We start from the raw sequence: 23,471 nt of genomic DNA, 5'->3' as shown, positions 1-23,471 counted from the left end.
CGTGGCCATACCGTGACCCCGAGGACACGCGACGGACACACGAGCGTGCCTCAGGCACCTGCCGGAGGGCCGATGCGCCCTCGCCAGGTCTCACATCTCTGGTTCGCGCCGGGCGGCCCGGCGGTTGGGTGAGCGTTGACGCGCTGTGCGGCCACGTCACAGCCACGTTGCAGCCAACGCCCTCCGAACGCACGAGCGGCCGCCCCCATCGGGGACGGCCGCTCGCATCGGGCAGAGGGACTACTTGTCCTTCTTGATGTCCTTGCGGGGCGCGATCGCGGCGGCCGCGGCGCGGTCCTCGGGAGCCACGGTGTCGACGCCCTTGCGGGACTCGAGCACCTGGTCCACGAGGCCGTACTCCTTGGCCTCCTGCGCGGACAGGAAGCGGTCGCGCTCGATGTCGTCGCGCACGGTCTCCTGGTCCTGGCCGGTGTGCTTCGCGAGGGTGAACTCGAGCCACTCGCGCATCCGCACCATCTCTTCGGCGTAGATCTCGATGTCCGAGGCCTGCGCGCGGGCGCCGCCCTCGATGCGCGGCTGGTGGATCATCACCCGGGCGTTCGGCAGCGCGAGGCGCTTGCCGGGCGAGCCCGCGGCGAGCAGCACCGCGGCGGCGGAGGCCGCCTGGCCCAGGCACACGGTCTGTACCTCGGGCTTGATGTACTGCATGGTGTCGTAGATCGCGGTCAGCGCGGTCTGCGAGCCGCCGGGGCTGTTGATGTACAGCGTGATGTCGCGGTCGGGGTCCTGGGACTCGAGCACGAGCAGCTGCGCCATGACGTCGTCAGCGGAGGCGTCGTCGATCTGCACGCCGAGGAAGATGATGCGGTCCTCGAACAGCTTCGCGTAGGGGTCCTGACGCTTGAAGCCGTACGCGGTGCGCTCCTCGAACGAGGGCAGGATGTAGCGCGACGAAGGTCCGGCCGGAGCCGCCCCTCCGAAGCCCGCCGTGCGACCGGCTGCCTGCATGGCCTGGTAGATCTCGCTCACGCCTTGCCTCCCTGGGACTCGTCGCCGGCCTCGGCCGCGTGGGTGATCACCTTGTCGACGAAGCCGTACTCCTTGGCCTCGTCCGCGGTGAACCACCGGTCGCGGTCGGCGTCCTTGGTCACCTGCTCGAGCGACTTGCCGGTCTGGTCGGCCGTCAGCTGCGCGAGCGTGCGCTTCATGTGCATGATCAGCTCGGCGTTGATGCGCACGTCGGTGGTGGTGCCGTAGATGCCGCCCGAGGGCTGGTGCATCATGACGCGGGCGTGCGGCGTGGCGAAGCGCTTGCCGGGCGCACCCGACGACAGCAGGAACTGCCCCATCGAGGCGGCCATGCCCATCGCGACGGTCGCGACGTCGGGCTTGATGTACTGCATGGTGTCGTAGATCGCCATGCCCGCGGTGATCGAGCCGCCGGGGCTGTTGATGTACAGGTAGATGTCCTTGTCGGGGTCCTCCGCGGCCAGCAGCATCATCTGCGCGCAGATGGCGTTCGCGTTGTCGTCGCGCACCTCGTCGCCCAGCCAGATGATGCGCTCGCGCAGCAGGCGGTTGAAGATGGAGTCGCTCAGCCCCATCCCTCCGGCGTCGCCGCGGGCGGTGATCGTGTCGCTCACGTCAGTCCTTTCGTCCAGTGCTTCTCGCGTCAAACCTAACGGCGGCAAGGCCGCGGTCATGCCGATTCGGCCCCCATTTCGCTACGGGGTGAACAGCAGCGCCGATGCGCTCGCTGGGTTTCGCTGACAGCACCCCTAGCCGGGGCTCGGGGTGTCCCCCGAGCGATGGAGGGTCGCAAGTCGGGCGCACGGCCGATGCGCTGGCCGGGCCCTCCTCCGTAGCGTCAGTGGTGAGCGATGGCAGACGACTCACGGAGGACACCATGACCACCTCATCCGAGGACCCGAACGCCGCGCCGCAGCCCCCTCAGCCCGCGGCCGCGCCACAGCCCCAGCCTGCAGCGCCCGAGCCAGCAGCGCCCCAGTACGCCCAGCCCGGCTACGCGCAGCCGCAGTATGCCCAGCAGTACGCGCCGGCGCCGACGGGGCCACAGCCCGGCACCGAGAAGAACTGGATGGGCATCACGTCGCTCGTGCTGTCGCTGGCCGGCCTCTTCACGGGCATCAGCGTCGTCGGCGGCATCATCTTCGGGCACCTGGGCCTCAGCGCCGCCAAACGCGGCGAGGCCGACAACCGCGGCATCAGCCTCGCGGGCGTCATCACGGGCTACGTGCTGCTCGGAATGTTCATCGTCGGCGCGATCATCGCGGTGATCTTCTTCTCTGCCGTGGTCGGCGGCCTGATCTCCGAGTGCGCTGGCGACAGCCCCGCCGAGTGGTGCACGGACACCGCCGCCGCGTGGGAGTCCGCCGGAAGTCTCACCGGTCCCTGACCCCGTCACCACCCCTGCCTGACGGGAAGGCGACCGGCGCATCGGCCCTGTGTCATCTCAAGACCCTGTGTCATCTGAAGACACGTGCCATCGAACCAACGGGCCCCAGATGCGACGAAGCCCGGTCGACCGCGAGGTCGACCGGGCTTCGTGACGTGGAGCTACTTGGTGGCGTCCTCGACGGCGGCGGCGACGGCCGCCTCGTCGAAGTCGTCAGCCTTCGTCTCGTCCTCGACCGAGCCGATCACGTCGGACAGGTCCACCGCGTTGCCCGCGGTGTCCTTGATGGTGACGCGGCGCAGCGCGAAGGCGGTGGCCTTCGAGCGCGCGACCTCGGCGACGATCGCGGGGATCTGGCCGCCCTGCTCGACCTGCTGGATGAACGTGTTCGGGTCCATGTTGTACTGGCGCGAAGCGTTGAGCAGGTAGTCGAGAAGCTCGTTCTGCTGGACCTCGATCTCGAGGTCGTCCGCGAGCTGGTCGAGGAGGATCTGCGCGCGCAGCGCGTTGTGCGCCTCCTCGGTGACCTCGGCGCGGTGCTCGTCGTCCTCGAGGCGGTTCTCGTTCTCGAGGTGCGCGTGCACCTCCGCCTCGATGACCTTCTTGGGCAGCTCGAAGTCGGTCGCCTCCTTGAGGGCGTCCAGCAGCTTCTCGCGAGCCTCGACGGCCTGGTTGTTGGCCTTGATGCGGGCGGCCTGCGAGCGCAGGTCCTCCTTGAGCTCGTCGACGGTGTCGAACTCCGACGCGAGCTGCGCGAAGTCGTCGTCCACCTCGGGGAGCTCGCGCTCCTTGACCGCGGTGACCTTGACGGTGATCTGCGCGTCCTTGCCGGCGTGGTCGCCAGCGGCCAGCGGCGCCTCGAAGGTGGTCTCCTCGTCGGCGGACAGGCCGATGAGGGCGTCGTCGAGACCCTCGAGCATGTTGCCGGCGCCCACCTGGTAGGAGGTGCCCTGGACGTTGTCGACGTCCGCGCCGTCGAGCGTCGCGGCGAGGTCGATGGTCACGTAGTCGCCGTCGGCCACGGGGCGGTCGACGGTCTTGAGGGAGCCGAAGCGCTCGCGCAGGTTGCCCAGGCGCTCCTCGACGTCCTCGTCCGAGACCTCGACGGGCTCGACCTCGACGGTGATGTCCTCAGCCTTGGGCAGCGTCACCTCGGGGCGGATCTCGACGGTCGCCGTGAACTCGACGCCCTCGAAGCCGTCCTCCGAGCCGGGGATCTTCACGACCTCAACCTCGGGCTGACCGAAGGGGCGGATCTCCTGCTCCTCGACCGCGGCCGAGTACCAGCCGGGCAGTCCGTCGTTGACGGCGTGCTCGATGACGGCACCCTTGCCCACGCGCTGCTCGAGGATGCGCGGCGGCACCTTGCCCTTGCGGAAGCCGGGGATCTGGACCTGCTCGCCGATGTGCTCGTAGGCGTGGTCCATCGAGGGCTTGATGTCCTCGGCGGTCAGGGTGACCGTCAGCTTGACGGTCGTGGCGTCGATCTTCTCGAGGGCGCTGGTCACGTAGGTGCTCCTGATGGATGGGGTGTGGTGTCTGGGCCGCATGCGGGCGCGCCGCAGGCAGGCAACCCCACGAGTCTAGTCGCCGCGTACGCTCACGCCCAATCGGTTCGCTCTCAGCCGAGGCCGCACTGACGTGCGCCCGGCCGCCTCGTCGTAGCCTGACGGCATGAGCCGCGTGCGCATCGTCCCGGCGAACGAGGCCTCGGCCGACGACCTCGACCTCGTCATGCGCGAGGGCGGCGACGCCCGCTCGTGCCGCTGCCAGTGGTTCAAGCTGCCGCAGTCTCAGTGGAAGGCGACAGGGACGCAGGCGAGGGCCGATGCGCTCGTCGAGCAGGCACGGTGCGGCCAACCCGGTGAGCAGTCCACGGGGCTCGTCGCGTTCGTCGACGACGAGCCCGCGGGCTGGGTCGCGGTCGAGCCCCGCGTGGCATACCCGCGCCTGCTCACCGCCCGGGTGCCGTGGACGGGTCGCGAGGAGGACCGGACCGATCCGGACGTGTGGGCGATCACCTGCTTCGTCGTGCGCAAGGCTCACCGAGGCCGCGGCCTCGCGCGGGAGCTCGCACGAGCCGCCGTCGACCACGCCCGCGCGTCCGGCGCTCGCGCCGTGGAGGGCTACCCGGTCGTCGGCGACGCGGACGTGTCGTCGCTGTACGTCGGAGCGGTGTCGGTCTTCGCCGCGGCGGGCATGACCGAGGTGTCGCGCCCCACGCCTCGGCGCGCCGTCATGCGCCTCGACCTGCGCTGACGGGGACCGCGAAGCGGGACCACCGCGCCTACGCGGCCAAGCGAGCGAGGAAGGCCTCGGCGAGCGCGACCTGTCGGTCGCGGTAGGCGGTAGTGAGTCCGTACATCAGCGCGTCCACGGAGGCCCCGTCGACCAGCGTCAGGTACTCGTCGACCGTCCGCTCGGCGTCGACGCCGTCGCGCAGCTCGCCCGCCGCGGATGCCTCCCCGAGCACGCCATAGAGCAGGCGCCGCACCTCGGCGTGCGACTCGCGGCGCACGGCCGCCATGCGCGGATTCGTGACGGCGTGCGCGGCGAACGAGATGTCGACGTGGGCCTCGAGCAACCGCTCCTCGTCGAGGGGCAGGGACTCGAACAGCGCGTGCCGGAGGGCCGCGAGCCCCCGCTTGCCGCGGCCCGTCTCAAGGATGCGCTCGCGCGCGCGGCGGAAGCCGAGCTCGTGGGCGGAGATGAGCAGCTCGTCCTTGTCCGCGAAGTAGTGGTTGAGCGCGCCGAGCGACAGGCCAGCCTCGCGCGCGATCTCGCGCGTCGAGGCGGCGTCGAGCCCCACCCGGCCGATGACGCGCCACACAGCCTCGTGCACCGCCTCGCGGCGCGCCTCGTGGTCGACGATCTTGGGAGCCATCGCCACCTCCTCGCGTCATCTGGGGCGAGGCCAGGGTAGCCGAGCGGGCGAACGGTCACCGCGTGGCATCCGCCAGCCTCGGGCGACGAAACCTAGGTTTTACACAGGTGAAACCTTTTTAGATCACCTGCTCTATAACGTGACAGCGTCGCCACGTCCCCGGGAGGCACCATGACCACCACCGAGCTCGCCGCCCAGCGCCTGTGGGCGAGCGCCGGCTTCTTCGCGCAGGGCCTCATGATGGCCGTGGTGCTCACGAGCCTGCCGGGCATCGAGGAGCGCACCGGCATCGGCGAGGCCGAGGTGTCGCTGGTCATCCTTGGCACCGTCGTGCTCGCGGGAGTCGGGTCCGTCCTCGCCGGCGCGCTGGCGACCCGATGGGGCTCGGCGGCGCTGCTGCCGCCGGCGTTCGCGATCCAGGCGGCCGCGGTGGCTCTGGCCATGCTCGACGTGCCGCTGGCGGCGCTCTTCCCCATCTTCGCCCTGTTCGGTCTCGGCGTGGGCCTGGCCGACGCCGGCAACAACATGCAGGGGCTGACGCTCCAGCGCGCTGCGGGGCGCTCGCTCATCGCCGGCTTCTACGCGGTGCAGACGGTCGCCGCGATCGCCGGAGCGCTCGTCGTCTCCGCGGTCGCGGGCCTGGACCTCCCGTTCGAGGTCGCGTATGGCGTCGCGGCGGCGGCAGGGCTCGGCATCGCTCTCGCAGTACGCGGACGGCTGGTCCCTGACCCCGAGCGCGGCTCCGCGGACGCCGGCCCGCGCCCCCGGCTGCCGTGGTCCGGCATCGTCGTCTTCGGCGTCGTCGTCGCCGTCTCGTACGTGGGCGACTCGGTGATCGGGACCTGGAGCTCGGTCTTCCTGGACCAGGAGCTCGACGCCCTCGCCGTGGTCGTCCCCCTCGGGTATGCGGCCTATCAGGCGTGCTCGCTGATCAGCAGGCTCGCCGGAGACCGCCTCGTCATGCGCCTGGGACGGGCGCCCGTGCTCTCCGCCGCGATCGTCACGGCCTCCGGGTCGATCCTGGTCGCCTCGCTCGCTCCCGCGCCATGGGTCGCGGTCCTCGCCTTCGGCTGCGCCGGGCTCGGCATCGGCCTCATGGCGCCGCTGAGCTTCTCCGCGGCCGGCGACCTCGCACCGGAGCACCAGGACGAGGTGGTCGCTCGCCTCAACCTGTTCAACTACCTCGGGGTGCTCATCGGCTCGGGCGCCACCGGCGTCATCGCCGAGGCGATCGGCCTGCGCGCCGCGATCGTCATGCCCGCCGTCCTCGTCGCCGCGGCGCTGCTCGCGGTCCGCTCGTACCGCGTCCCGCGACCCACCGCGCCGCTCACCCCTGGAGGAGACCATGCCTGACACCCTCACCACCGACGTCCTCGTCGTCGGCGCGGGACTCTCGGGCCTGACGGCTGCCCGCGAGCTGACCGCCGCCGGGCTCGACGTGCTCGTGCTCGAGGCGACCGACCGCGTGGGCGGCCGCACGCGCTCCGCCGAGGTCGCGGGCGTCACCGTCGACCTCGGCGGCACGTTCATCGGGCCCGGACAGGACCACGTGGCCGCGCTCGCGCACGAGCTCGGGATGGCGACCTTCCCCACCTACGACGAGGGCGCGCAGGCGATGGTGCTCGGCGCGCGCCGGCGCACCTACACGGGCGCAGCCTTCCCCATCGGCCCCGTGCGGCTCGCGCAGCTCGGCGCCGTCATGGCGACCATCGACCGGCTCTCCCAGTCCGTCCCCAGCCACGCCCCCTGGACAGCTCCCCGCGCTCAGGAGTGGGACGCGCAGTCCCTCGAGGACTGGCTGCGCGCGCACGGCGGCGGAGACCTCCTCGTCACCCTCTTCGCGTTCGTGACCCGCACCTCGTGGGGGTGCGAGCCGCGGGAGATCTCGTTCCTCCACGTCCTGCACTACGCGCGCCAGGCGGGCGGGCTGTGGCCGCTGCTCGGCACCACGGACGGCCTCCAGCAGCGCCACTTCCACGACGGAGCCGCCCAGCTGAGCGTCCGCATGGCCGATGCGCTCGCTGGCTCGGTGCGCCTGTCCACCCCGGTGGACTCGCTCCAGTGGGACGACGACGGCGTCACCGCCGTCGCCGCAGACCTCACGGTCCGGGCTCGACGGGCGATCGTCGCGGTTCCTCCGGCGGCCCGCGCGCGGCTCCGCTTCGCCCCTGCTCTTCCGGAGCCGTGGGCCTCGCTGGGGGCGCACTGGCCCCAGGGCACCCTGTCCAAGGCGTACGCGATCTACGAGCGTCCCTTCTGGCGCGACGGCTCGGGGCGTGGGCAACGAGAGCCGCTGAGCGGCCAAGCGCAGTCATCGTCGGGGCCGGTGTGCGCCACCTTCGATGCGAGCCCTGCCGACGGGTCGCGCGGGGTGCTGCTGGGGTTCATCGGCGGGGACGACGCACGTGCCTGGGACGCGCTGCCCGATCCCGAGCGCCGGGCGCGCGCGCTCGGCTCCTTCGCCGAGGTCTTCGGGTCCGATGCGTTGGCCCCCGTCGACTACGCCGAGCAGCGGTGGGCACGCGAGGCCTGGATCCTCGGCGGTCCCACCGCCGTCCCCGGCCCCGGCGCCTGGACCTCGGTCGGCGCAGCCGTCGCGACCCCCGTGGGGCCGCTGCACTGGGCAGGGACCGAGACCGCGCAGACCATGACGGGCTTCATGGACGGCGCGATCCGCGCCGGCAAGCGCGCCGCGCGCGACGCGCGGCGGTCCCTCGTCCCAGCCACCGCAACTGCCGTCGCCGCGGCCGTCTGACCCAGCCCGTGCATCGGCCCTCCCCAGACCCGCATCGGCGCCACACACCACCCCCACGAACCGACCCAGGAGACCCCATGGCACTGCACCGCTCCCACACCGTCCTCACGACCGCCGCGCCCGAGGCGGTGTGGAAGCGATGGACCACACCCGCGGACTGGGTCACAGACGACCCGGGCGTGGACGCGTGCGAGTTCCCGACGCCGCCCACGGTGGGAGCACGCGGCACGCTGGTGTCCGGCGGCAAGCAGACCATCCGTTTCCTTGAGCTCAAGGAGTGCGAGGCGATGGACTTCGAGATCGTGCTGCCGCTGGGCGCGCTGCGCTTCCCGCACCACATGGCACCGTCACCCGAGGGGCTGCGCGTGCGGCACGGGGTCCGCGCGACCGGGCCGCTCGGCTGGCTGTACTGGCTCGTCGCGGGTCGCAAGATCGCTGCGGGACTGCCCGAGGTGATGGGACTCGTCGTCGACCACGCGCTCGCCGAGTCCGTCGACGCCGCGAGCTGATCGTCCGCGGCGTTCGTCGGGGTGACAGGATTTGAACCTGCGACCCTCTGCTCCCAAAGCAGATGCGCTACCAAGCTGCGCTACACCCCGTCGCCCCTCGCATCGGAGAGGCGCTGTCCCCCGGCGTGGCCGGGCTCCGCTACTCTAGTACGCGCCGCGCATGCGGCAGTGCGGGTGTAGCTCAATGGTAGAGCCTCAGTCTTCCAAACTGATTACGCGGGTTCGATTCCCGTCACCCGCTCCACGCTGACGCCGCTGGACGCCGCTCCCGACGGTCTCCCCAGACCCCCTCGGATTGGTCGCAGCCACCACCAAAATTCCCCGCGACTTCTGGCCCGATTTCGGCTAGTCTCTGTCTCAAGAGGGGCAAGGCTTCACGCGACGGGGGTGCGTCGCGGGAGCGAACGGTTGCCACGTCGCCGGGGGGGACGTCCGATGCACCAGACCTGCACGCGCTGTGACGGCCGCGCTACGCGGCCGTCGGGCTGCGCGACTCGAAGGCATACGCCTCGTCGCCACCCTCACGCCACTCGACTCGCAGGGCTCTCCTGCGCCACGACCACACACGCGCAGGGGTCCCGCGATGGCGCGGCGTCCGAGAACATCGAGCCCTGCACACGCCATCGGCACTGAGGGGTGACCGAGCAAGACATCTGAGGGGGTGTCCATGTCCTGGCTGCTGACAGGGGGAGCCGGCTACATCGGGAGCCACGTGCTCCGCGCCATGGTGGATGAAGGGCTGCAGGTCGTCGTGCTCGACGACCTCTCGAGCGGCCTCGAGTCACGGGTTCCGAACCACGTTCCGCTCATCACGGGCTCGGTGCTCGACGGCGAGCTGCTGCGCGCGACGCTGCGCAATCACGGCGTGACCGGCGTCGTGCACCTGGGCGCGAAGAAGTCCGTGCCGGTCTCGGTGGAGCAGCCGCTCCACTACTACCGCGAGAACGTCGTCGGGGTGCTCACACTGCTCGAGGCGATGGTCGCCGAGGGCGTGAGCAACCTGGTGTTCTCGTCGAGCGCCGCCGTGTACGGGACGTCCGATGCCGCGCAGGTGGCGGAGGACTCCCCCACGCTTCCCGACAGTCCCTACGGGCGCACCAAGCTCATGTGCGAGTGGATGATCAGGGACGCCGCCGCGGCGTTCGGCCTCAGCATCATGAGCCTGCGGTACTTCAACGTCGTCGGGTGCGGGGACACCGACCTCGCGGAGGTCGGCGGGACCAACCTGTTCCCGCTGGTGTTCCGGGCGCTGAGCGAAGGTCGCCAGCCGGTGGTCTTCGGCGACGACTACCCCACGCGCGACGGGAGCTGCGTGCGCGACTACATCCACGTCGAGGACCTCGCGTCGGCGCACGTCGCCGCGGTGCGACGCGTCACCGACGCGAGGGTCGACGAGACGGTCAACGTCGGGTGCGGCGTGGGCCACACCGTGCTCGAGGTCCTCGACGCCATCGGCGCGACGACCGGGCTCGACACCACGCCGGTCATCGCGCCGCGCCGCGCCGGGGATCCGGCCAGCATGGTCGCCGCCACCGGCCTGTCCGAGGAGATCCTGGGCTGGCGCGCGCGCCACGGCTTGACCGCCATGGTCGAGAGCGCTTGGCGCGGCGCACAGGCGAGCCGACCCGACTCGTCACCGGTGCCAGCGCTCGGCGGCTCGAGCGCGTCATGAAGGTCGCGCTCCTGGCCGAGGGCTCCTACCCGTTCGTGACGGGTGGCGTCAGCACGTGGTGCGACCAGCTCATCCGCGGGCTCCACGAGCACGAGTACGACGTCGTCGCGGTTGCGGGCAGCTCCCGCGAGAAGGCGGCCTTCGAGATGGCCCCGAACGTCAGCGACCTGAGGATCGTCGCGCTGTGGGATCTCGCGTCGTCGTCGCGGCGCGAGCCGACGGGCGTCGAGGAGGAGGCCTTCCTCGACCTGTACCGCCCGTTCCTCCACACCGCGCTCAGCACCCAGGCGGAACAGGGCGCCTTCACTCGCGCGCTGCGCCAGCTGTTCGACTTCGCCCAGTCCCGTGACCTGACGGCGGCCCTCCAGACGGACTCGTCCATCGCCGCGCTGTCGGAGGTGTGGGCTGATCTCCACCCGTCCGACCCGATGACGATGCTCGACGCCGTCCAGGCCACCGAGCTGATCGAGCACTTCCTGCGCCCGCTGTCGGCGCCGGTCGTGCGGGCCGACCTGTGCCACACGGTGTCCAACGGGCTCCCGATGCTCTTGGCGCTTGCGGCGAAGTGGACCTATGGCACTCCGGTCATCATGTCCGAGCACGGGGTCTACCTGCGCGAACGCTATCTCGCCTTTCGCGACATCCGGTACCGCTGGCCCGTGAAGACGGTGGTGCTGGCGCTGTTCAGGAGGCTGTGCGCCACCGGCTACGCAGCGGCGGACGCCATCGCCCCGGTCAACCTCTACAACCAGCGGTGGGAGACGCGACACGGCGCCGACCCCGACGCGATCGAGACGGCGTTCAACGGGATCCTCGCGGACGACTTCCAGCCCGCGGGCGCGGAGCCCGAGGTCCGCACCGTGGGATGGGTCGGCCGCATCGACCCGCTCAAAGACCTCGAGACCCTGATCAAGTCGTTCGCGCTCGTCCACGCCCAGGTTCCTGACGCCGTGCTCCGGCTGTTCGGGCCCACGCCCCCCGGCAACGCTCGGTACGAGCAGCGTCTGCGCGACCTCGCCGCCGATCTCGACATCGAGGCGCAGGTGCGCTTCGAGGGGCCCATCCGCCCCGTCACGCGGGCGTACGAGCAGTCGACGGTGGTCGCGTTGTCGAGCATCTCCGAGGGCCTGCCGTACACCGTGATGGAGGCGATGATGTGCGGCCGCTCGACCGTGTCGACCGACGTGGGCGGGATCCCCGAGCTCGTCGGAGACGCCGGCATGCTGGTGCCCCCGCGGGACCCCAAGGCGTTCGCCGAGGCCTGCGTGACGCTGCTGACGGACGACGCCCGCCGGCACGACATGTCGGAGCAGGCACGCGCACGCGCGCTGAACCTCTTCCAGCTCGGACAGATGCTCGAGACGTTCCGCGGCCTGTACAGCCGCGCGACCGCGGCGTCGCTGGCGCCGGCCGACACAGGGCTCGAGCTGGTCACCGCGTCATGAGCGCACCGACGGCGCTCGATGCCGGGGCGCTCATCTCGGGGCTCGCCTGGACGGTTCAGCAGCCGCTCGACGACGAGCGGCTCGAGGCGGAGACCTACAGCGGTCCGGAGCAGCGCAGCCTCACGCGGGTCGCGCAGCTCACTCGCACCCACAACGACCTGTGCACCCAGGCGGTCGACCCCTTCGAGATCACCGCGGGGCTCGAGGCGGCCGGGGTCAGCGACCGGCAGGCGCGGACCGAGTACGGAGCGGCGAGCGTGTTCGAGCTTGCCGAGGCGATGTACGACCTCGTGCCTCGGCGACCGACCGCGGCAGTGGTCCCCGTCGACCCGTGGAGGAAGCCGCTCCGGATCCACCTTCTGCGCGGGCTGCTGTACGGGCTTCCCGGACTCATCTATGCCGTCGCGCTCATCATGCTGCAAGCGGGCTTCGACGCCGCGCTGCTCATCGGCACCACGATCGTCGCGTCGGGCCTCGGACAAGGCGTCTCGGTGCTCGGACATGCGCTCACCGGACGCGGCTCGCCGAGCGCGGCCATCGCCCTGTTCCGCACGGCGATCGTCGGAGGCGCCGTCCTTGGCGGCCTCGTCGTGCTCGTCAGCGGGCTCACGGGCCCCGTCTCGCCTGCGTCGGTGCTCGCTGGCTGCCTCGTGCTGTACCTCATCGCGGCCACGGTGCTCATGGTGATGAACGCCGAGCTTCGCCTGCTGGCGGTGATCGCGCCCGGGGTGACGCTGGCCGTGATGGAGCTGTCCGGCGTGTCGCTGCTGCCCGCGCCCGCCACGCTCGCGACCTTCGCCCTGTGCGTCGCGGGTGCCGCCGTGGCCGCATGGACGCGCCTCGGAACGCGGCCGCGCGACACCGTGCGGCACCTCCGCGACGGGTTCGGGCTCGTCCGCGTCGACCGTGGCATGGGATGGTCGTACGTCTTCTACGGCATGGCGACCGCGGGCCTGGCCTCGTTCGCGGTGATCGACGTGATCGGCCACCCCGAGGTGACCGTCGCCGCGGGTCCGGTGGCGCTCATGATGCTGCCGCTGGTCGCGAGTCTGGGCATCGCGGAGTGGCTCGTGTACCGGCTGCGCAGCCGGGCGGCGGCGGACCTGCGGCGGACGACGTCCGTCGCGCAGTTCCGCATCCTCGCCCGACGCGAGTTCGCCTTCACCGCGCTGCTCTACGCGGGGGTGCTCGGCGCGCTCACCTGCGCAGTCATCGCCTTCTTCCCCCAGCAGTCCGAGCAGCCGTTCGTGCTCAGCACCGTGGCGTACAGCGTGCTCGGCATGGCCTTCCTGTGCGCGACCCTGCTGCTCTCGCTCGGCCGGCACCGGCTGGCGCTGGGCCTCACCCTGGGGGCCGTCTGCCTCGACACGGTGCTGCGACTCGCGCTGATCGGCGAGTCGCCCGAGGTGCTCGTCATCACGCACCTCACCGTCTTCACCGGCCTGCTGCTGACGCTCATGCCCGCGGCGGCGTACTACTACACGCGCGCGGGGGCCCACCGATGAACGACGCTCGCGCGGCGCTCACGCTGGCCGTCCCCGCCTACTTCCATCCGGCGGTGGCGGAGAAGAGGTGGCGCCGCCTCGTCCGCATCGCTCCGCTGCTGCGCTTCGTCATCGTCAACCCCCACAACGGCCCGGGCGAGCGGCTCGACCCCGCGTACCCTCCCGTCATCGAGGAGCTGCGCGGTGCAGGCGTCCGCATCGTCGGCTACGTCGACACGGACTACGGGCGTTGCACGCCGGCCGAGATCGGCGCCGAGGTCCGGACCTTCCGCGAGCGCTACGGCGTGCAGGGGGTCTTCATGGACCAGGTCAGCAGCGGCCTCGACGACCTCGATCACTACGCGCAGTGCGTGGCGGCGGCGCGAACCGCGGGCGCGCCGTTCGTGGTGCTCAACGCCGGCACCGAGCCGCATCGCGGCTACGTCGACCTCGCCAACGTCACGGTGACGTTCGAGGGCACCTGGGCGCAGTACACGAACCTCACGACCCCAGCGTGGGCCGAGCGGTATCCCGCGAGTCGGTTCTGCCACCTCGTGCACTCGCTCCCCCGCAGCATGTACTCGGAAGGAGTCGACCTTGCGACGCAGCATCATGTGGGCAGCGTCTTCCTCACGCATCGGCGCGGCGACAATCCGTGGAGCGATGTCCCGCAGCGGCTGCTCGGCGAGCTCCGACACCACGAGCGTGCCGCGGCCATGAGTCGTTAGCATGAGCAGATGAGGCTGTTGCGGCGGTCCGCAGCGTGGGTCATGGTCGCCATGGTCCCGCTGGTCTACGCCGGTTGCGCGACGAGCCCTCCACCGCCGTCGGACTCCCCCACGCCATCGCCGGACACGGTGTCCTCGGTGACCGCGTCCGTCCCGCCATCCGCGACGCCCTCGCCGTCGGCGACCGGCTCGCCGACCGCTGAGCCGTCAGCGTCGCCCAGCGCCAACGAGGAGACGGGTGACGGCGAGGAGGGCTCAGGCGGGTCCGGTGGATCGAGTGGCTCCGGCGGGTCAGGCGGGTCCGGCGGGTCGAGCGGTTCCGGGGGATCCAGCGGTTCCGGGGGATCCAGCGGCTCTGGCGGATCCAGCGGCTCTGGCGGATCCAGCGGCTCTGGCGGGTCCAGCGGGTCAGGTGGCTCCGGGGGGTCAGGCGGCTCAGGCGGGGACCCGGGCCGTTGGAAGCCTCCGGCGTACGTGACGTGGCAGTGGCAGCTCTCGGGACGTTTGGACACGTCTCTCGACGTGCAGGTGTACGACGTGGACCTCTACGACACCTCGGCCAACCAGGTGAAGCAGATGCAGGCCCAGGGCAAGCACGTCATCTGCTACCTGTCGGCAGGCTCGTACGAGTCGTACCGCCCCGATGCCGGGCAGTTCCCCGAGTCCGTGCTCGGGCGCACCCTGTCGGGATGGCCCGATGAGCGATGGCTGGATGTGCGCCAGCTCGACGTCCTGCTGCCGATCATGGAGGCGCGCATGGACCTGTGCGCGCAGAAGGGCTTCGATGGCGTCGAGCCGGACAACGTCGACGGCTACCAGAACAACAGCGGCTTCAACCTGACCGCCAAGGACCAGGCGACCTACAACCGGGCGATCGCGCGACTCGCGCACGAGCGCGGCCTCGCCGTGGGACTCAAGAACGACCTTGACCAGGTCGCCGCCCTCGAACCGTACTTCGACTTCGCGGTCAACGAGCAGTGCGCCGAGTACGACGAGTGCGGCATGCTCACGCCCTTCATCAAGGCGGGCAAGCCCGTCCTCCACGTCGAGTACGACCTCCCCGTGTCGTCCTTCTGCCCCACCACCACCGCGCTGGGGTTCAGCTCGATGAAGAAGAACCTCGACCTCGACGCTGCCAGGACGCCCTGCCCGCGCTAGCAGGGGGCGTCACTGGGGGCAGAGCGTCGCGAGCTCGTCCGGCGCACGGTCGTCGCCGTCGCCGCACGCGACCGTGACCTCGACGATCTCCCACGGCCCGTTCGACCGCATGAAGTAGACCTCCGACCCGCCGACGACCTCGGCCGCTGCCCACATGTAGGGAGAGCCGAGCGCGCACTGGAACGTCGCGACCTCGGAGCCTTGCGGGAGCGCGTGCAGGATCGACTCCTCGGCACAGACGCCCTCGGAGGCGACGGCGGTCTGCACGGGAGTCGATGTGGCGCTCGGAGACTCGGACGGCGAGGACGACGGATCGGCCGATGCGGTCGGCGCCTCCGACGTCTCGCCGCCTCGGGTGGGTTCCGGCTCGTCGGTCCACGAGGAGCATCCGGCGAGTGCCAGCAGCGCGGCGACGCCGACGACGGCGCCGAGCGATCGAGCTCCTCGACGTGTGCTCACGGCCCGTCTCCCCTCCCGTGTGTAGGTGATCCGATCGCGTTCCAAGTCCTGAGGGCTCACCCTCGGGCGACGATCCCGGTCATCGACCGCCCAGTCGCACCGGCGTGCGGACCGTGGCGATCAGCGATGCCCATCCCGTAGGCAGGGTCAGTCGCGTCGTGGGCGCCGCCGGCGGCGTCACCGTCGATGAGCCGCCGCTGACGCTGCCCGACGTCGACGACGAGCCGGGCCCGGTCTGGGTCGGCGCGGTGGCGGACGACGCCGCGCTGGGAGCCGGCTCCTCGACGAGAGTCGAGGTGTCCGCAGGCTGCTCGCTCGGCGCCTCTGCGGCGAGGGGCGCGTTGCGCGAGAGTGCCATGGGCGCCAGCGGAAGGACCGTCGTCACGGGTGCGGACGACGCGGACCATCCCGGCGACCAGCCCATCGCGTTGCGCGCGACGACCTGGAACACGTACTCGGTTCCGGGCGTCAGCCCCGACACCGTGAGCGAGGTCGGGGCCGGCTGGCCCATCACCCACGCGTAGCCGGGAAGCCAGGTCGTCCCGCCGTCGTTCGAGCGACGCACCTGGTACATGATGATGGTCGAGCCGCCGTTGTCCGGCGCCTCCCACGACACCCTGACCGAGGTCGCGGTGACGTTCGACGTGGTCGCTCCGGTGACCTTGGTCGGCACCATCCGCTGCGGCGTGACGGCTGCGCTCGGCGCCGACCACTCGCTGGGCCCCACGGCGCTGACCGCGACCACGCGGAACATGTACGACGTGCCGTTGGTCAGGCCCGTCACCGTGTGGCTCGTGGTGAGGACACCTGCCGAGGGCGCCAAGACGCTCGTCCACGAGCTACCGCCGTCGCTGGAGTACTCGATGCCGTAGCCGGTCAGGGGCGAGGTGCCCTCGGTCGCCGGAGCGTCCCACGTGACAGTGGCCTTCTCGCTGCGAGCCGTCGCGACGACTGACAGTGGCGCCGACGGCGGCTCCACGGCGATGGTCGAGACGGGCTCCGAGGAGGCCGACCACCCCGGGGACCACCCGAGCGAGTTCCGCGCCACCACCTGGAAGACGTACTCCGTACCTGGCGTCAGGCCGGTGACGGTCAGCGCGGTCGGTGCCGGCTGTCCCATCACCCATGCGTAGCCGGGAAGCCACGTCGACCCGCCGTCGCTGGAACGTCGCACCTGGTACATGATGATGGTCGAGCCGCCGTTGTCCGGCGCCTCCCACGACACCCTGGCGGACGTCTCCGTGACGTCGAAGGCCGTGGCACCCGTGACCTTGGTCGGCACCATCCGCTGCGGCGTGGCCGCGGCGCTGGATGCCGACCACGCGCTCGCGCCCAGAGCGTTGACCGCGACCACGCGGAACACGTAGGACGTCCCGTTGGTCAGGCCCGTCACGAGGTGACTGGTCTCCAGGTTGCCTGCCTCGGGCGCGAAGACGGACGTCCACGACCCGCCGCCGTCGGTCGAGTACTCGAGGCCGTAGCCGGTGATCGGCGAGTTGCCCGTCGTCGCCGGCGCGGACCACGTGACCGTGACCTTCTCGCTGCGCGGGGTCGCGACGACGTCCGTCGGCGCCGCCGGGACGTCATGGCCGACGTAGCCGCCGAACGGCTCGGCCGGGACGGCGACGACGGTGTCCGCGGCGGACGACGTGAACCAGCCCGACAGCGCGCCGTCGTACGAGGACAGCTCGGGCCCGTTCACGGTGGTACCAGCCGGCACGGTCAGCGGCACGAGGGCCCCGGACGGGCTCGACACGTGGACGCCGGAGCCATCGATGTAGGCCACGACGTCGTCCTGCGCGTCCTCCCACGCGTCCTGACGGTTCATCGCCACGGCGGCGCGCCGCATCTCCGTCGTGATGAGCGGCGACTTCGCTGTGTCGTAGGACGCCCGGTACTGCTCGAGGATCTCCTCGACCACCGTGAGGATCAGGCCGTCCTCAGCGAGGTTGCCCTGGTGGGAGTAGAACGGACGCGGGTCGTTCGTGACGATCGGCCGGTACGCGTTGCGCACCTCGATGGGCACGATGTAGTTCAGGAAGCTCGCCTCGGCCTCGGTGTCGTTCGCGTTGGGCAACGGCGTGATGCACGTGCTCGTCAGCGGATTGTCCTCACAGATGCCGCTGCCGCCGTTGGCCCGCGTCGTGTAGATCCAGTTGTACTCGTCGACCTCTTCGCGGTAGGTCGCGACGTTGTAGAAGATGTTCATCGGGTAGCGCGGGACGGTCACAGCACCGGAGCTGCCCACCGGTCGCGGGTCGCGTTCGCGCGACGCGTCCGAGGCGGTCAAGGTGATCCCCTGACTCGCGAGCGCCAGGCTGAAGTACGGGTTGTCGACCGGCTGCTGCGGGGTGGTCAGCAGTCCCGAGTGCTCACCTGTGACGAGAGCGAACGGGTCGAAGTTCGGGAGGTTGTGGTCGAGGCCCCAGGTGACGTTGCGGCCGATCTCCTCCTCGATGGCGTCCTGCGAGAACCACAGGATGCCGTCGCTCACCTCGTAGTCCCCGTCCGCGATGTACTCGGGGTTCTCGAAGGGAACGTTCTCGGCCTCGAGGTCGGCCTCGGTGCCGCAGCGCCAGGTCTGGCCGACCTCCGTCGGTTGCACCTGGATGCACCCCAGGAAGGGGTGCGAGTAGGTGTGGTTGCTCCAGAAGAACTGGTCCTTGACCGCCAGGAAGGCATCGGTCAGCGGATCGCTGCCGTTCTCCGCGATGGCCTGATCGCTGCCCTGAGCGTTGTAGTACATGTCGAAGGTGAAGTCGTGCTCGTTCTGCCACGACACGAGTCGGCTGACGTCATCGACCGTCATGCGCACCGCATTGTCCGACGGGTCGCCGCAGTAGTCGACGACGTCGCCGGGCGTGCAGTTGCCGTCGACGTTCCACCGGGCGGACTCCACGAAGATGTCGTCGACGTGCAGCGAGAAGTAGTTGCGGTGGTGACCAAGGTTGATGCCGCGTGTCATCCACGTGACGATGCCGTGGGCGAGCTCGTTGAACCACTGCTGGTACTGGTTGTAGTTCGCGGTGATGTAGAGCTCTTCGCGATAGCCGTGGGAGTACACCCCCATGAGCGAGCCCGTCAGCCCATTGTGGGTCGCGTCGATGAGCGAGGTGAAGGTCTCGCCATCGGGCAGGTCCTCGGCCGGTCCGACGAGGTAGCCATAGCTCTCCTGGACGGCGGGGTCGAAGTCGTCGACGGTGAGCGACCCATTGAGGTAGGTGAACGGGCCCGCGAGACCGGCGTCGGTGACGGTGAGCTCGGCTCCATCGAGTGTGCCCCCGTCGGCTGGCGGTCCCGCGTGTCCCGTAGCTGTGCCGGGGTAGACGTACGCGTTGACCCGCCGCACGCCGAAGAGCCGCTCGTAGAGAGCGAGCGCCTGGACCTCCTCGGTGGCGAGGCCCGGGTTCTGGTTCTGCATCACCACGGCCTGGAACCGGCCGCGACCGGTAGCGTTGTCGACGAGAAATGCCTCGTCGAGGACGGGGCGACCGGGGTCACCAGGGTTGACCACGGTGTATGGGACACCTTCGCGCTCCAGTTGCACCATGATCGCGTCTGCCTGGTCATGCGGCCCGTTGAAGGGGTCGCTATCGCCGAGCACCAGCACACGCAGGTCGACGCCCGCGCCTTCGACCTCGTCCGCGCCCGCTGATCGCGAACCCGCGACGGTGACCACCGTCGCAAGCAACAGCGCCAGCATGACGGCGACGATGCCCCGCTGTGCGGAGGCCAGACGGTACCCCTTGAATGCGCTCATCAGCTTCCCCTCATGAGATGAGCCAGGGGACCGAAGTCGTATTCCTCGCGATCGACCCCTCGTGTCACGCGACGCCAGTCCCCACCCCTACGGGAGCTCGCGGCTTCGCGATCTCCCAGCGACGTTCGGCGCCGCCAGAATATAGTTCCCCGCGACGGGTCCGCAAGAGTTAGCGGGAGGACCCACGGGCGCGTCTCGGTCACAGCCCGCGGCCGAACTACCTACGCGGCCGCGGTCCCCTCGCTGGCACCGGCGCCGTCGTGCGCCTCGCGACGTGGGCCCTCGCCGATGCGGGCCGCACCCGTCCACGCCGCGATCGCCACGCCAGCCACGATGAGGATGTCTCCCACGCTGAACGTGTTCGCGAGCGGCAGGGGCTCGGGCCAGGCGAACACGTCGCCGAGCCACGGCAGCACTGGGTCCTCGATCACCCCGGCGTTGACGAAGGCATGGTCGACGTCGATCCCAGCGGCCTCGACCGCCTCGGGACGCGCAGGAAGCGTGCCGCCGTTGAGCGCGATGGTCATGCCGTTGAGGAACGCGCCAACGCCGACGACGACGAGCCCGAGCGACGTGCGGTTGAGCCACACGAAGGCCAGCGCCAGCACGTAGGTCGCCACGTGAAGGATCGGCGCGAGAGCGCCCGGAGCGCCGAACTCGATGATCACGATCTGGGTCGCGAGCGCGGCCCAGATGAGCCACGGCCAGCGCCAGGTGCCCATGACGACGCCGGCGGGCCACCGGCCCGCGACCAGCGGCGAGAGCAACGCGAGCACGCAGACGGCGAGGACGAGCACTCAGCCCTGCCCTCGAGTCAGGCGCGCCGAGCCGTGGCTGGCACCTTCGAGGCGCGAGACCACCTGCTCCGCCGGCACCGGGGCCCCGAGGTGGTAGCCCTGGGCGATCACGCCGCCGAGCTCCTGGAGCGCCTGTGCCGTGTCCGCGTCCTCGACGCCCTCTGCGACCACGCGCAGGTCGAGAGCGAGAGCGAGCTCGATGGTCGACCGCACGATGATCCGGTCGTGGTCCTCGGAGCCGATGTTCGAGACGAACGAGCGGTCGACCTTGAGCTCGTCGATCTTGAGCCGCCGCAGGTAGCTGAGCGAGGCGTTGCCCGTGCCGTAGTCGTCGATCGCGATCTCGACGCCGTTGCCGCGCAGCGCGCGCAGGACGAGGTCCGCTCGCGCGGGGTCGGAGAAGATTCCAGTCTCCGTCACCTCGAGCACGAGCGCGCCAGCAGGCGTGGCGTGACGGCGCATGATCTCCGCCACCACCTGCGGCAGGCCGAGGTCGGACAGGTGACGAGCCGAGAGGTTGACGGACATCCGGATGTCGTGGCCCGCGTCGCGCCACACGCGCAGGTCCGCGAGCGCCTGGTCGAGCACGAGCTCCGTGAGCGGGAAGATCAGTCCAGAGTTCTCCGCGAGCGGGATGAACTCGTCCGGAAGCACCTGGCCCCGGTCGGAGTGGGTCCACCGCACGAGCGCTTCGAGGGCGACGATCTCTCCGGCGACCAGGTCGACCTGGGGCTGGTAGACGACGGTGAGCTCCTTGGCGTGCACCGCCGAACGGAGGTCCGCGAGCAGCTGCAGGCGCTCGAGCGTGTTGATGTCGAACTCGGGCGAGAAGGTGCTGATCCGGTCCCTCTCGACCTTCGCGTGGTACAGCGCGATGTCGGCGTTCTTCATGAGGGTGTCGCCGCGCTCGCCATGGTCGGGGGCCGCCGCCACACCGGCGCTCGCCCGCACCAGCAGCTCGAGCTTCTCGATGCCCATGGGCTGCTCGAACGAGCCGATGAGGGCCATGGCCGCGTCGTGCGCGGCGTCGAGTCCGCCCGGCACCACCACGGCGAACTCGTCGCCGCCCAGGCGATGGACGGTGGCGCCCTCAGGCGCCGCGTCCACGAGCCGCTCGCCGACCTGGCGCAGGATCACGTCCCCCACCGGGTGCCCCAGCGTGTCGTTGAAGTCCTTGAAGTGGTCGAGGTCGATCAGCACGAGTCCGACACCCGCGCCCGCACCGAGCGCCCGATCCAACTCGTGGTGCAGTTGAGTACGGTTCCCAAGGCCGGTGAGGCCATCGTGTGTCGCTTCCCATGCGTGACGCGCGGCCGTGGAGGCGAAGATGTGTGCGGCGATCACTGGTGGCGCGAGCAAGGCGAGTGGCCACACGCCGTCGGCGGCGACGTCCGCGGCGATGCCGCCCACGCTCAAGAGGACCAGGTTGGTCACGAGGAATACGCGAATGTCGCCCCGGAGAATGGGGCTCAAGGGCATGCCGCTCGACAACGAGACGACGATCGCGACGAGCACCCAGTTGACGGCGATCATCACGACGCCGCCCGCAAGGAGTGCCGCAATCCTCGGCGCATCGATCGCGACGCCGCTGCCGAGCATCGGAACACCGCTGAGCGAGGTGAAGACGAGCGCGCCCGCGCCAACGCTCAAGGCATACTGCGCGCTGTTGAAGAGCGCCTTGACAACCGATCGCCGTGACCGAATGTCATCGATCGCGCTTGCGACGAGTTGCGCCGCAAGGGCGACGCCAACTCCGGCCACAGGGATCAACGCGAGCACGAACGGAGCCGACGTCGTCAGCATCCTCAACTCGCCGGTCGACGAGACGAAGCGGACCGGCCGCAGTTCCCCGACAACCGCTGCGACGACGAGGAACACCACGGGGCCCAGCGCCCATGATGACGCGAGCTCAGACCAATCGGTCGCCACGGCGATCGCGACCGTGATGCCCGCTCCGAGCGCGATGACGACGCTCAGGTAGATGGAGAGACGCGAGGCCGCCCGGCGGGCGGAACGCCCCCGGGCAGCCTCGCTCGAGCGTGGGGTCAACCCCACTTCCAACCCGCGCCGACCACCGCGGCTACAGCAATGAGGGTGCCAGCGCTGGCGCCCACGCGAACGGCGGTGTTGGTGCGGAATCGTGTCCACTTGCTCATGGATCTCTCCCTTGATGCAGGGATGGCAGGGCCGTCCCCGCCCGCGATCGAGGCACCTGAGGGTTGCATCGTCATGAGCCGCAGAACCGTCGCGCCATCCGCTCTGGTTGCGGCCGCCGGCCGGCGACCACCTTCATCCTGCCGGAACAATGCGCGAAATACCAGGGTCAAAACACGGGCAATCTACAGGAACAGGCCGATGATCAGGCCAGAGATCGCGAGCGCCAACGTGTCGTGGGCGATGTCGATCCAGGTCGCGACGGGTCCGCGGATCGCAAAGCCGTCGTGAAGCAGGTGCGCGCCGCCGCGGAAGGCGAAGCCGAGCAGGGCCCCGGTGAGCGCCGCCGCGCCCCACGAGTCGATGCCCAGCGCGACCAGCAGCACCGACAGCAGCAGCAGGCCGAGCACGTTGCCGAGCACCATCTGCCCGAACGCGAGACCCATCCTCGCGTCCTTCATCTGCTCGTCGGTGAACCCGACGGCGCGCTGCCACGGCTTGAAGAAGCCCTGCGGCGAGTACCAGAACCAACCCAGCACGAACGTCGCGAGGAACGCGAGACCGACCCCGAGCCACGGGATCCCCTCGAATGTCAGCCACTCCATGGTTCTCTCCCCTCTCGCGCGGCCGTGGCCGCCTCAGTGCATGGCGCTCGTCGCGTCAACGCTTGCTGTGCTCGGCGGCCTTGGCGATGTCGTCGAGGTCCTGCACGAGCGCCTTCTCCGTCGCCTTCATGCCCATCTTGCCGAACACGGCCCACGCCAGCCGCTGGCCGAGGCTCGAGTTGCCTGTGTCGGCGGAGAAGTCGACGTGGAGGGTGGTGCCGAGCGAGCTGGGCTCGCAGCGGAAGACGGTCCGGTAGGTGGTGGAGCCCATCTCGGCCGCGACCGTCGTGGACCGCAGCTCGTCGATCGCGGCGACCCACATCTCCTCGGTCTCCTCCTTGCCGAACATGCGGCGGGTCTCGCGCCACTTGACGCCGACCTCGTAGCCCTCCCCCTCCAGGCGCTCGACCTTCACGATGTTAGCCATGACCTTGGGAGCGTTGTCGAGGTCCGTGATGACCTTCCATACGGCGGCTGGCTCCGCCAGGATCTCGCGCTTGACGTGCACAGCACTCGTCGCCATCCGCCTGCTCCCTCGCCACCGGTGATGTTGGCCTCAGAGTAGACCCGCGAGGGCCATCGCGCGTGGGGCTGGCGTCCGCAGCGCCGATGCGCGTGGGAGTTCGCGTCGAAACGTCCCGTTTGCGCCGCCGCGGCAGCGCCCACGGCTAGCTGTTCTTCCCC

General features: G+C 70.4%; 22 protein-coding genes and 2 tRNA genes. 12 read left to right on the top strand and 12 right to left on the bottom strand.

The window, feature by feature from the left end:
* Positions 1-240: 240 nt before the first annotated feature.
* Entirely contained in the window at positions 241-969 is a 729-nt protein-coding gene (locus B7K25_RS13220) for an ATP-dependent Clp protease proteolytic subunit (RefSeq protein ID WP_084106704.1), read from the bottom strand.
* 17 nt (positions 970-986) lie between these two features.
* Positions 987-1,565: an ATP-dependent Clp protease proteolytic subunit gene (locus tag B7K25_RS13215; protein ID WP_200807970.1), complete on the bottom strand. Its 579-nt coding sequence runs from the start codon at positions 1,563-1,565 to the stop codon at positions 987-989.
* 302 nt (positions 1,566-1,867) lie between these two features.
* On the opposite strand from B7K25_RS13215, the gene B7K25_RS13210 reads away from it, so the two are divergent.
* Complete coding sequence (locus B7K25_RS13210; RefSeq protein WP_159450219.1) at positions 1,868-2,377, top strand: DUF4190 domain-containing protein; 510 nt, start codon at positions 1,868-1,870, stop codon at positions 2,375-2,377.
* 161 nt (positions 2,378-2,538) lie between these two features.
* Here the strand turns inward: B7K25_RS13210 and tig are convergent, their stop codons facing one another.
* Positions 2,539-3,885 (bottom strand): trigger factor, encoded by a 1,347-nt coding sequence (tig, locus tag B7K25_RS13205; RefSeq protein WP_084106670.1) that lies wholly within the window; start codon positions 3,883-3,885, stop codon positions 2,539-2,541.
* Positions 3,886-4,051: 166 nt separating this feature from the next.
* Between tig and B7K25_RS13200 the strand changes: the two genes are divergently transcribed.
* Positions 4,052-4,636, top strand: a complete 585-nt coding sequence (locus B7K25_RS13200) for a GNAT family N-acetyltransferase (protein WP_084106669.1) — start codon at positions 4,052-4,054, stop codon at positions 4,634-4,636.
* A 28-nt stretch (positions 4,637-4,664) separates the two neighbouring features.
* On the opposite strand, the gene B7K25_RS13195 is transcribed toward B7K25_RS13200, so the two are convergent.
* Positions 4,665-5,261 carry a TetR/AcrR family transcriptional regulator gene (locus B7K25_RS13195; protein WP_084106668.1) on the bottom strand — a complete coding sequence of 199 codons (597 nt, stop codon included), beginning with the start codon at positions 5,259-5,261 and terminating at the stop codon, positions 4,665-4,667.
* A gap of 171 nt (positions 5,262-5,432) precedes the next feature.
* On the opposite strand from B7K25_RS13195, the gene B7K25_RS13190 reads away from it, so the two are divergent.
* The 3 genes from B7K25_RS13190 to B7K25_RS13180 all read left to right on the top strand — a co-directional run bounded on the left by B7K25_RS13190 (position 5,433) and on the right by B7K25_RS13180 (position 8,525).
* Positions 5,433-6,614, top strand: a complete 1,182-nt coding sequence (locus B7K25_RS13190) for an MFS transporter (RefSeq protein ID WP_084106667.1) — start codon at positions 5,433-5,435, stop codon at positions 6,612-6,614.
* Positions 6,607-8,016, top strand: coding sequence for an FAD-dependent oxidoreductase (locus B7K25_RS13185; RefSeq protein ID WP_084106666.1), 1,410 nt, complete (start codon positions 6,607-6,609; stop codon positions 8,014-8,016). Before B7K25_RS13190 ends, B7K25_RS13185 begins: the two co-directional genes overlap by 8 nt.
* 77 nt (positions 8,017-8,093) lie before the next feature.
* A complete protein-coding gene (locus B7K25_RS13180) occupies positions 8,094-8,525 on the top strand; it encodes a hypothetical protein (protein WP_084106665.1) in 432 nt (143 codons plus the stop codon).
* 16 nt (positions 8,526-8,541) lie between these two features.
* Here the strand turns inward: B7K25_RS13180 and B7K25_RS13175 are convergent.
* A tRNA-Pro gene (locus B7K25_RS13175) sits at positions 8,542-8,615 on the bottom strand.
* 80 nt (positions 8,616-8,695) lie between these two features.
* Here B7K25_RS13175 and B7K25_RS13170 point away from each other — a divergent pair.
* The 5 genes from B7K25_RS13170 to B7K25_RS13795 all read left to right on the top strand — a co-directional run bounded on the left by B7K25_RS13170 (position 8,696) and on the right by B7K25_RS13795 (position 13,854).
* A tRNA-Gly gene (locus tag B7K25_RS13170) sits at positions 8,696-8,769 on the top strand.
* A 423-nt stretch (positions 8,770-9,192) separates the two neighbouring features.
* On the top strand, positions 9,193-10,197 hold the full coding sequence (galE, locus tag B7K25_RS13165) for a UDP-glucose 4-epimerase GalE (protein WP_084106664.1): 1,005 nt from the start codon (positions 9,193-9,195) through the stop codon (positions 10,195-10,197).
* Positions 10,194-11,642, top strand: coding sequence for a GT4 family glycosyltransferase PelF (pelF, locus tag B7K25_RS13160; protein WP_144019021.1), 1,449 nt, complete (start codon positions 10,194-10,196; stop codon positions 11,640-11,642). The genes galE and pelF overlap by 4 nt, the downstream gene beginning before the upstream one ends.
* Entirely contained in the window at positions 11,639-13,147 is a 1,509-nt protein-coding gene (locus B7K25_RS13800; protein WP_159450218.1) for a hypothetical protein, read from the top strand. Before pelF ends, B7K25_RS13800 begins: the two co-directional genes overlap by 4 nt.
* Positions 13,144-13,854, top strand: a complete 711-nt coding sequence (locus B7K25_RS13795) for a spherulation-specific family 4 protein (protein ID WP_159450217.1) — start codon at positions 13,144-13,146, stop codon at positions 13,852-13,854. Before B7K25_RS13800 ends, B7K25_RS13795 begins: the two co-directional genes overlap by 4 nt.
* Before the next feature lie 65 nt (positions 13,855-13,919).
* Here the strand turns inward: B7K25_RS13795 and B7K25_RS13790 are convergent, their stop codons facing one another.
* Positions 13,920-14,081 carry a hypothetical protein gene (locus B7K25_RS13790; protein ID WP_159450216.1) on the bottom strand — a complete coding sequence of 54 codons (162 nt, stop codon included), beginning with the start codon at positions 14,079-14,081 and terminating at the stop codon, positions 13,920-13,922.
* Between the two features lie 247 nt (positions 14,082-14,328).
* On the opposite strand from B7K25_RS13790, the gene B7K25_RS13630 reads away from it, so the two are divergent.
* Positions 14,329-15,012, top strand: coding sequence for an endo alpha-1,4 polygalactosaminidase (locus tag B7K25_RS13630; protein ID WP_144019023.1), 684 nt, complete (start codon positions 14,329-14,331; stop codon positions 15,010-15,012).
* A gap of 9 nt (positions 15,013-15,021) precedes the next feature.
* Here the strand turns inward: B7K25_RS13630 and B7K25_RS13145 are convergent, their stop codons facing one another.
* From B7K25_RS13145 to B7K25_RS13130, 4 genes are all read right to left on the bottom strand, one after another.
* The gene (locus B7K25_RS13145) at positions 15,022-15,471 is read right to left on the bottom strand and encodes a hypothetical protein (protein ID WP_084106662.1); all 450 of its coding nucleotides are present in this window, start codon (positions 15,469-15,471) and stop codon (positions 15,022-15,024) included.
* A 79-nt stretch (positions 15,472-15,550) separates the two neighbouring features.
* Complete coding sequence (locus B7K25_RS13140; protein WP_084106661.1) at positions 15,551-19,231, bottom strand: fibronectin type III domain-containing protein; 3,681 nt, start codon at positions 19,229-19,231, stop codon at positions 15,551-15,553.
* A gap of 221 nt (positions 19,232-19,452) precedes the next feature.
* The gene (locus B7K25_RS13135; protein WP_084106660.1) at positions 19,453-20,028 is read right to left on the bottom strand and encodes a DUF5317 domain-containing protein; all 576 of its coding nucleotides are present in this window, start codon (positions 20,026-20,028) and stop codon (positions 19,453-19,455) included.
* A complete protein-coding gene (locus tag B7K25_RS13130; protein ID WP_159450215.1) occupies positions 20,029-21,462 on the bottom strand; it encodes a bifunctional diguanylate cyclase/phosphodiesterase in 1,434 nt (477 codons plus the stop codon).
* A gap of 43 nt (positions 21,463-21,505) precedes the next feature.
* Between B7K25_RS13130 and B7K25_RS13785 the strand changes: the two genes are divergently transcribed.
* On the top strand, positions 21,506-22,009 hold the full coding sequence (locus B7K25_RS13785) for a hypothetical protein (RefSeq protein ID WP_159450214.1): 504 nt from the start codon (positions 21,506-21,508) through the stop codon (positions 22,007-22,009).
* Between the two features lie 358 nt (positions 22,010-22,367).
* On the opposite strand, the gene B7K25_RS13125 is transcribed toward B7K25_RS13785, so the two are convergent.
* Both B7K25_RS13125 and B7K25_RS13120 read right to left on the bottom strand, forming a co-directional pair.
* A complete protein-coding gene (locus tag B7K25_RS13125) occupies positions 22,368-22,787 on the bottom strand; it encodes a DUF1761 domain-containing protein (protein ID WP_084106656.1) in 420 nt (139 codons plus the stop codon).
* A 55-nt stretch (positions 22,788-22,842) separates the two neighbouring features.
* Positions 22,843-23,310 carry an SRPBCC family protein gene (locus tag B7K25_RS13120; RefSeq protein WP_084106654.1) on the bottom strand — a complete coding sequence of 156 codons (468 nt, stop codon included), beginning with the start codon at positions 23,308-23,310 and terminating at the stop codon, positions 22,843-22,845.
* Between the last annotated feature and the right edge of the window lie 161 nt (positions 23,311-23,471).

It is taken from the genome of Demequina sp. NBRC 110056, from assembly GCF_002090155.1.
Lineage (GTDB): Bacteria > Actinomycetota > Actinomycetes > Actinomycetales > Demequinaceae > Demequina.
The sequence above is the reverse complement of the archived record's forward strand: the minus strand, read 5'-3'. Positions and strand labels throughout refer to the sequence as shown.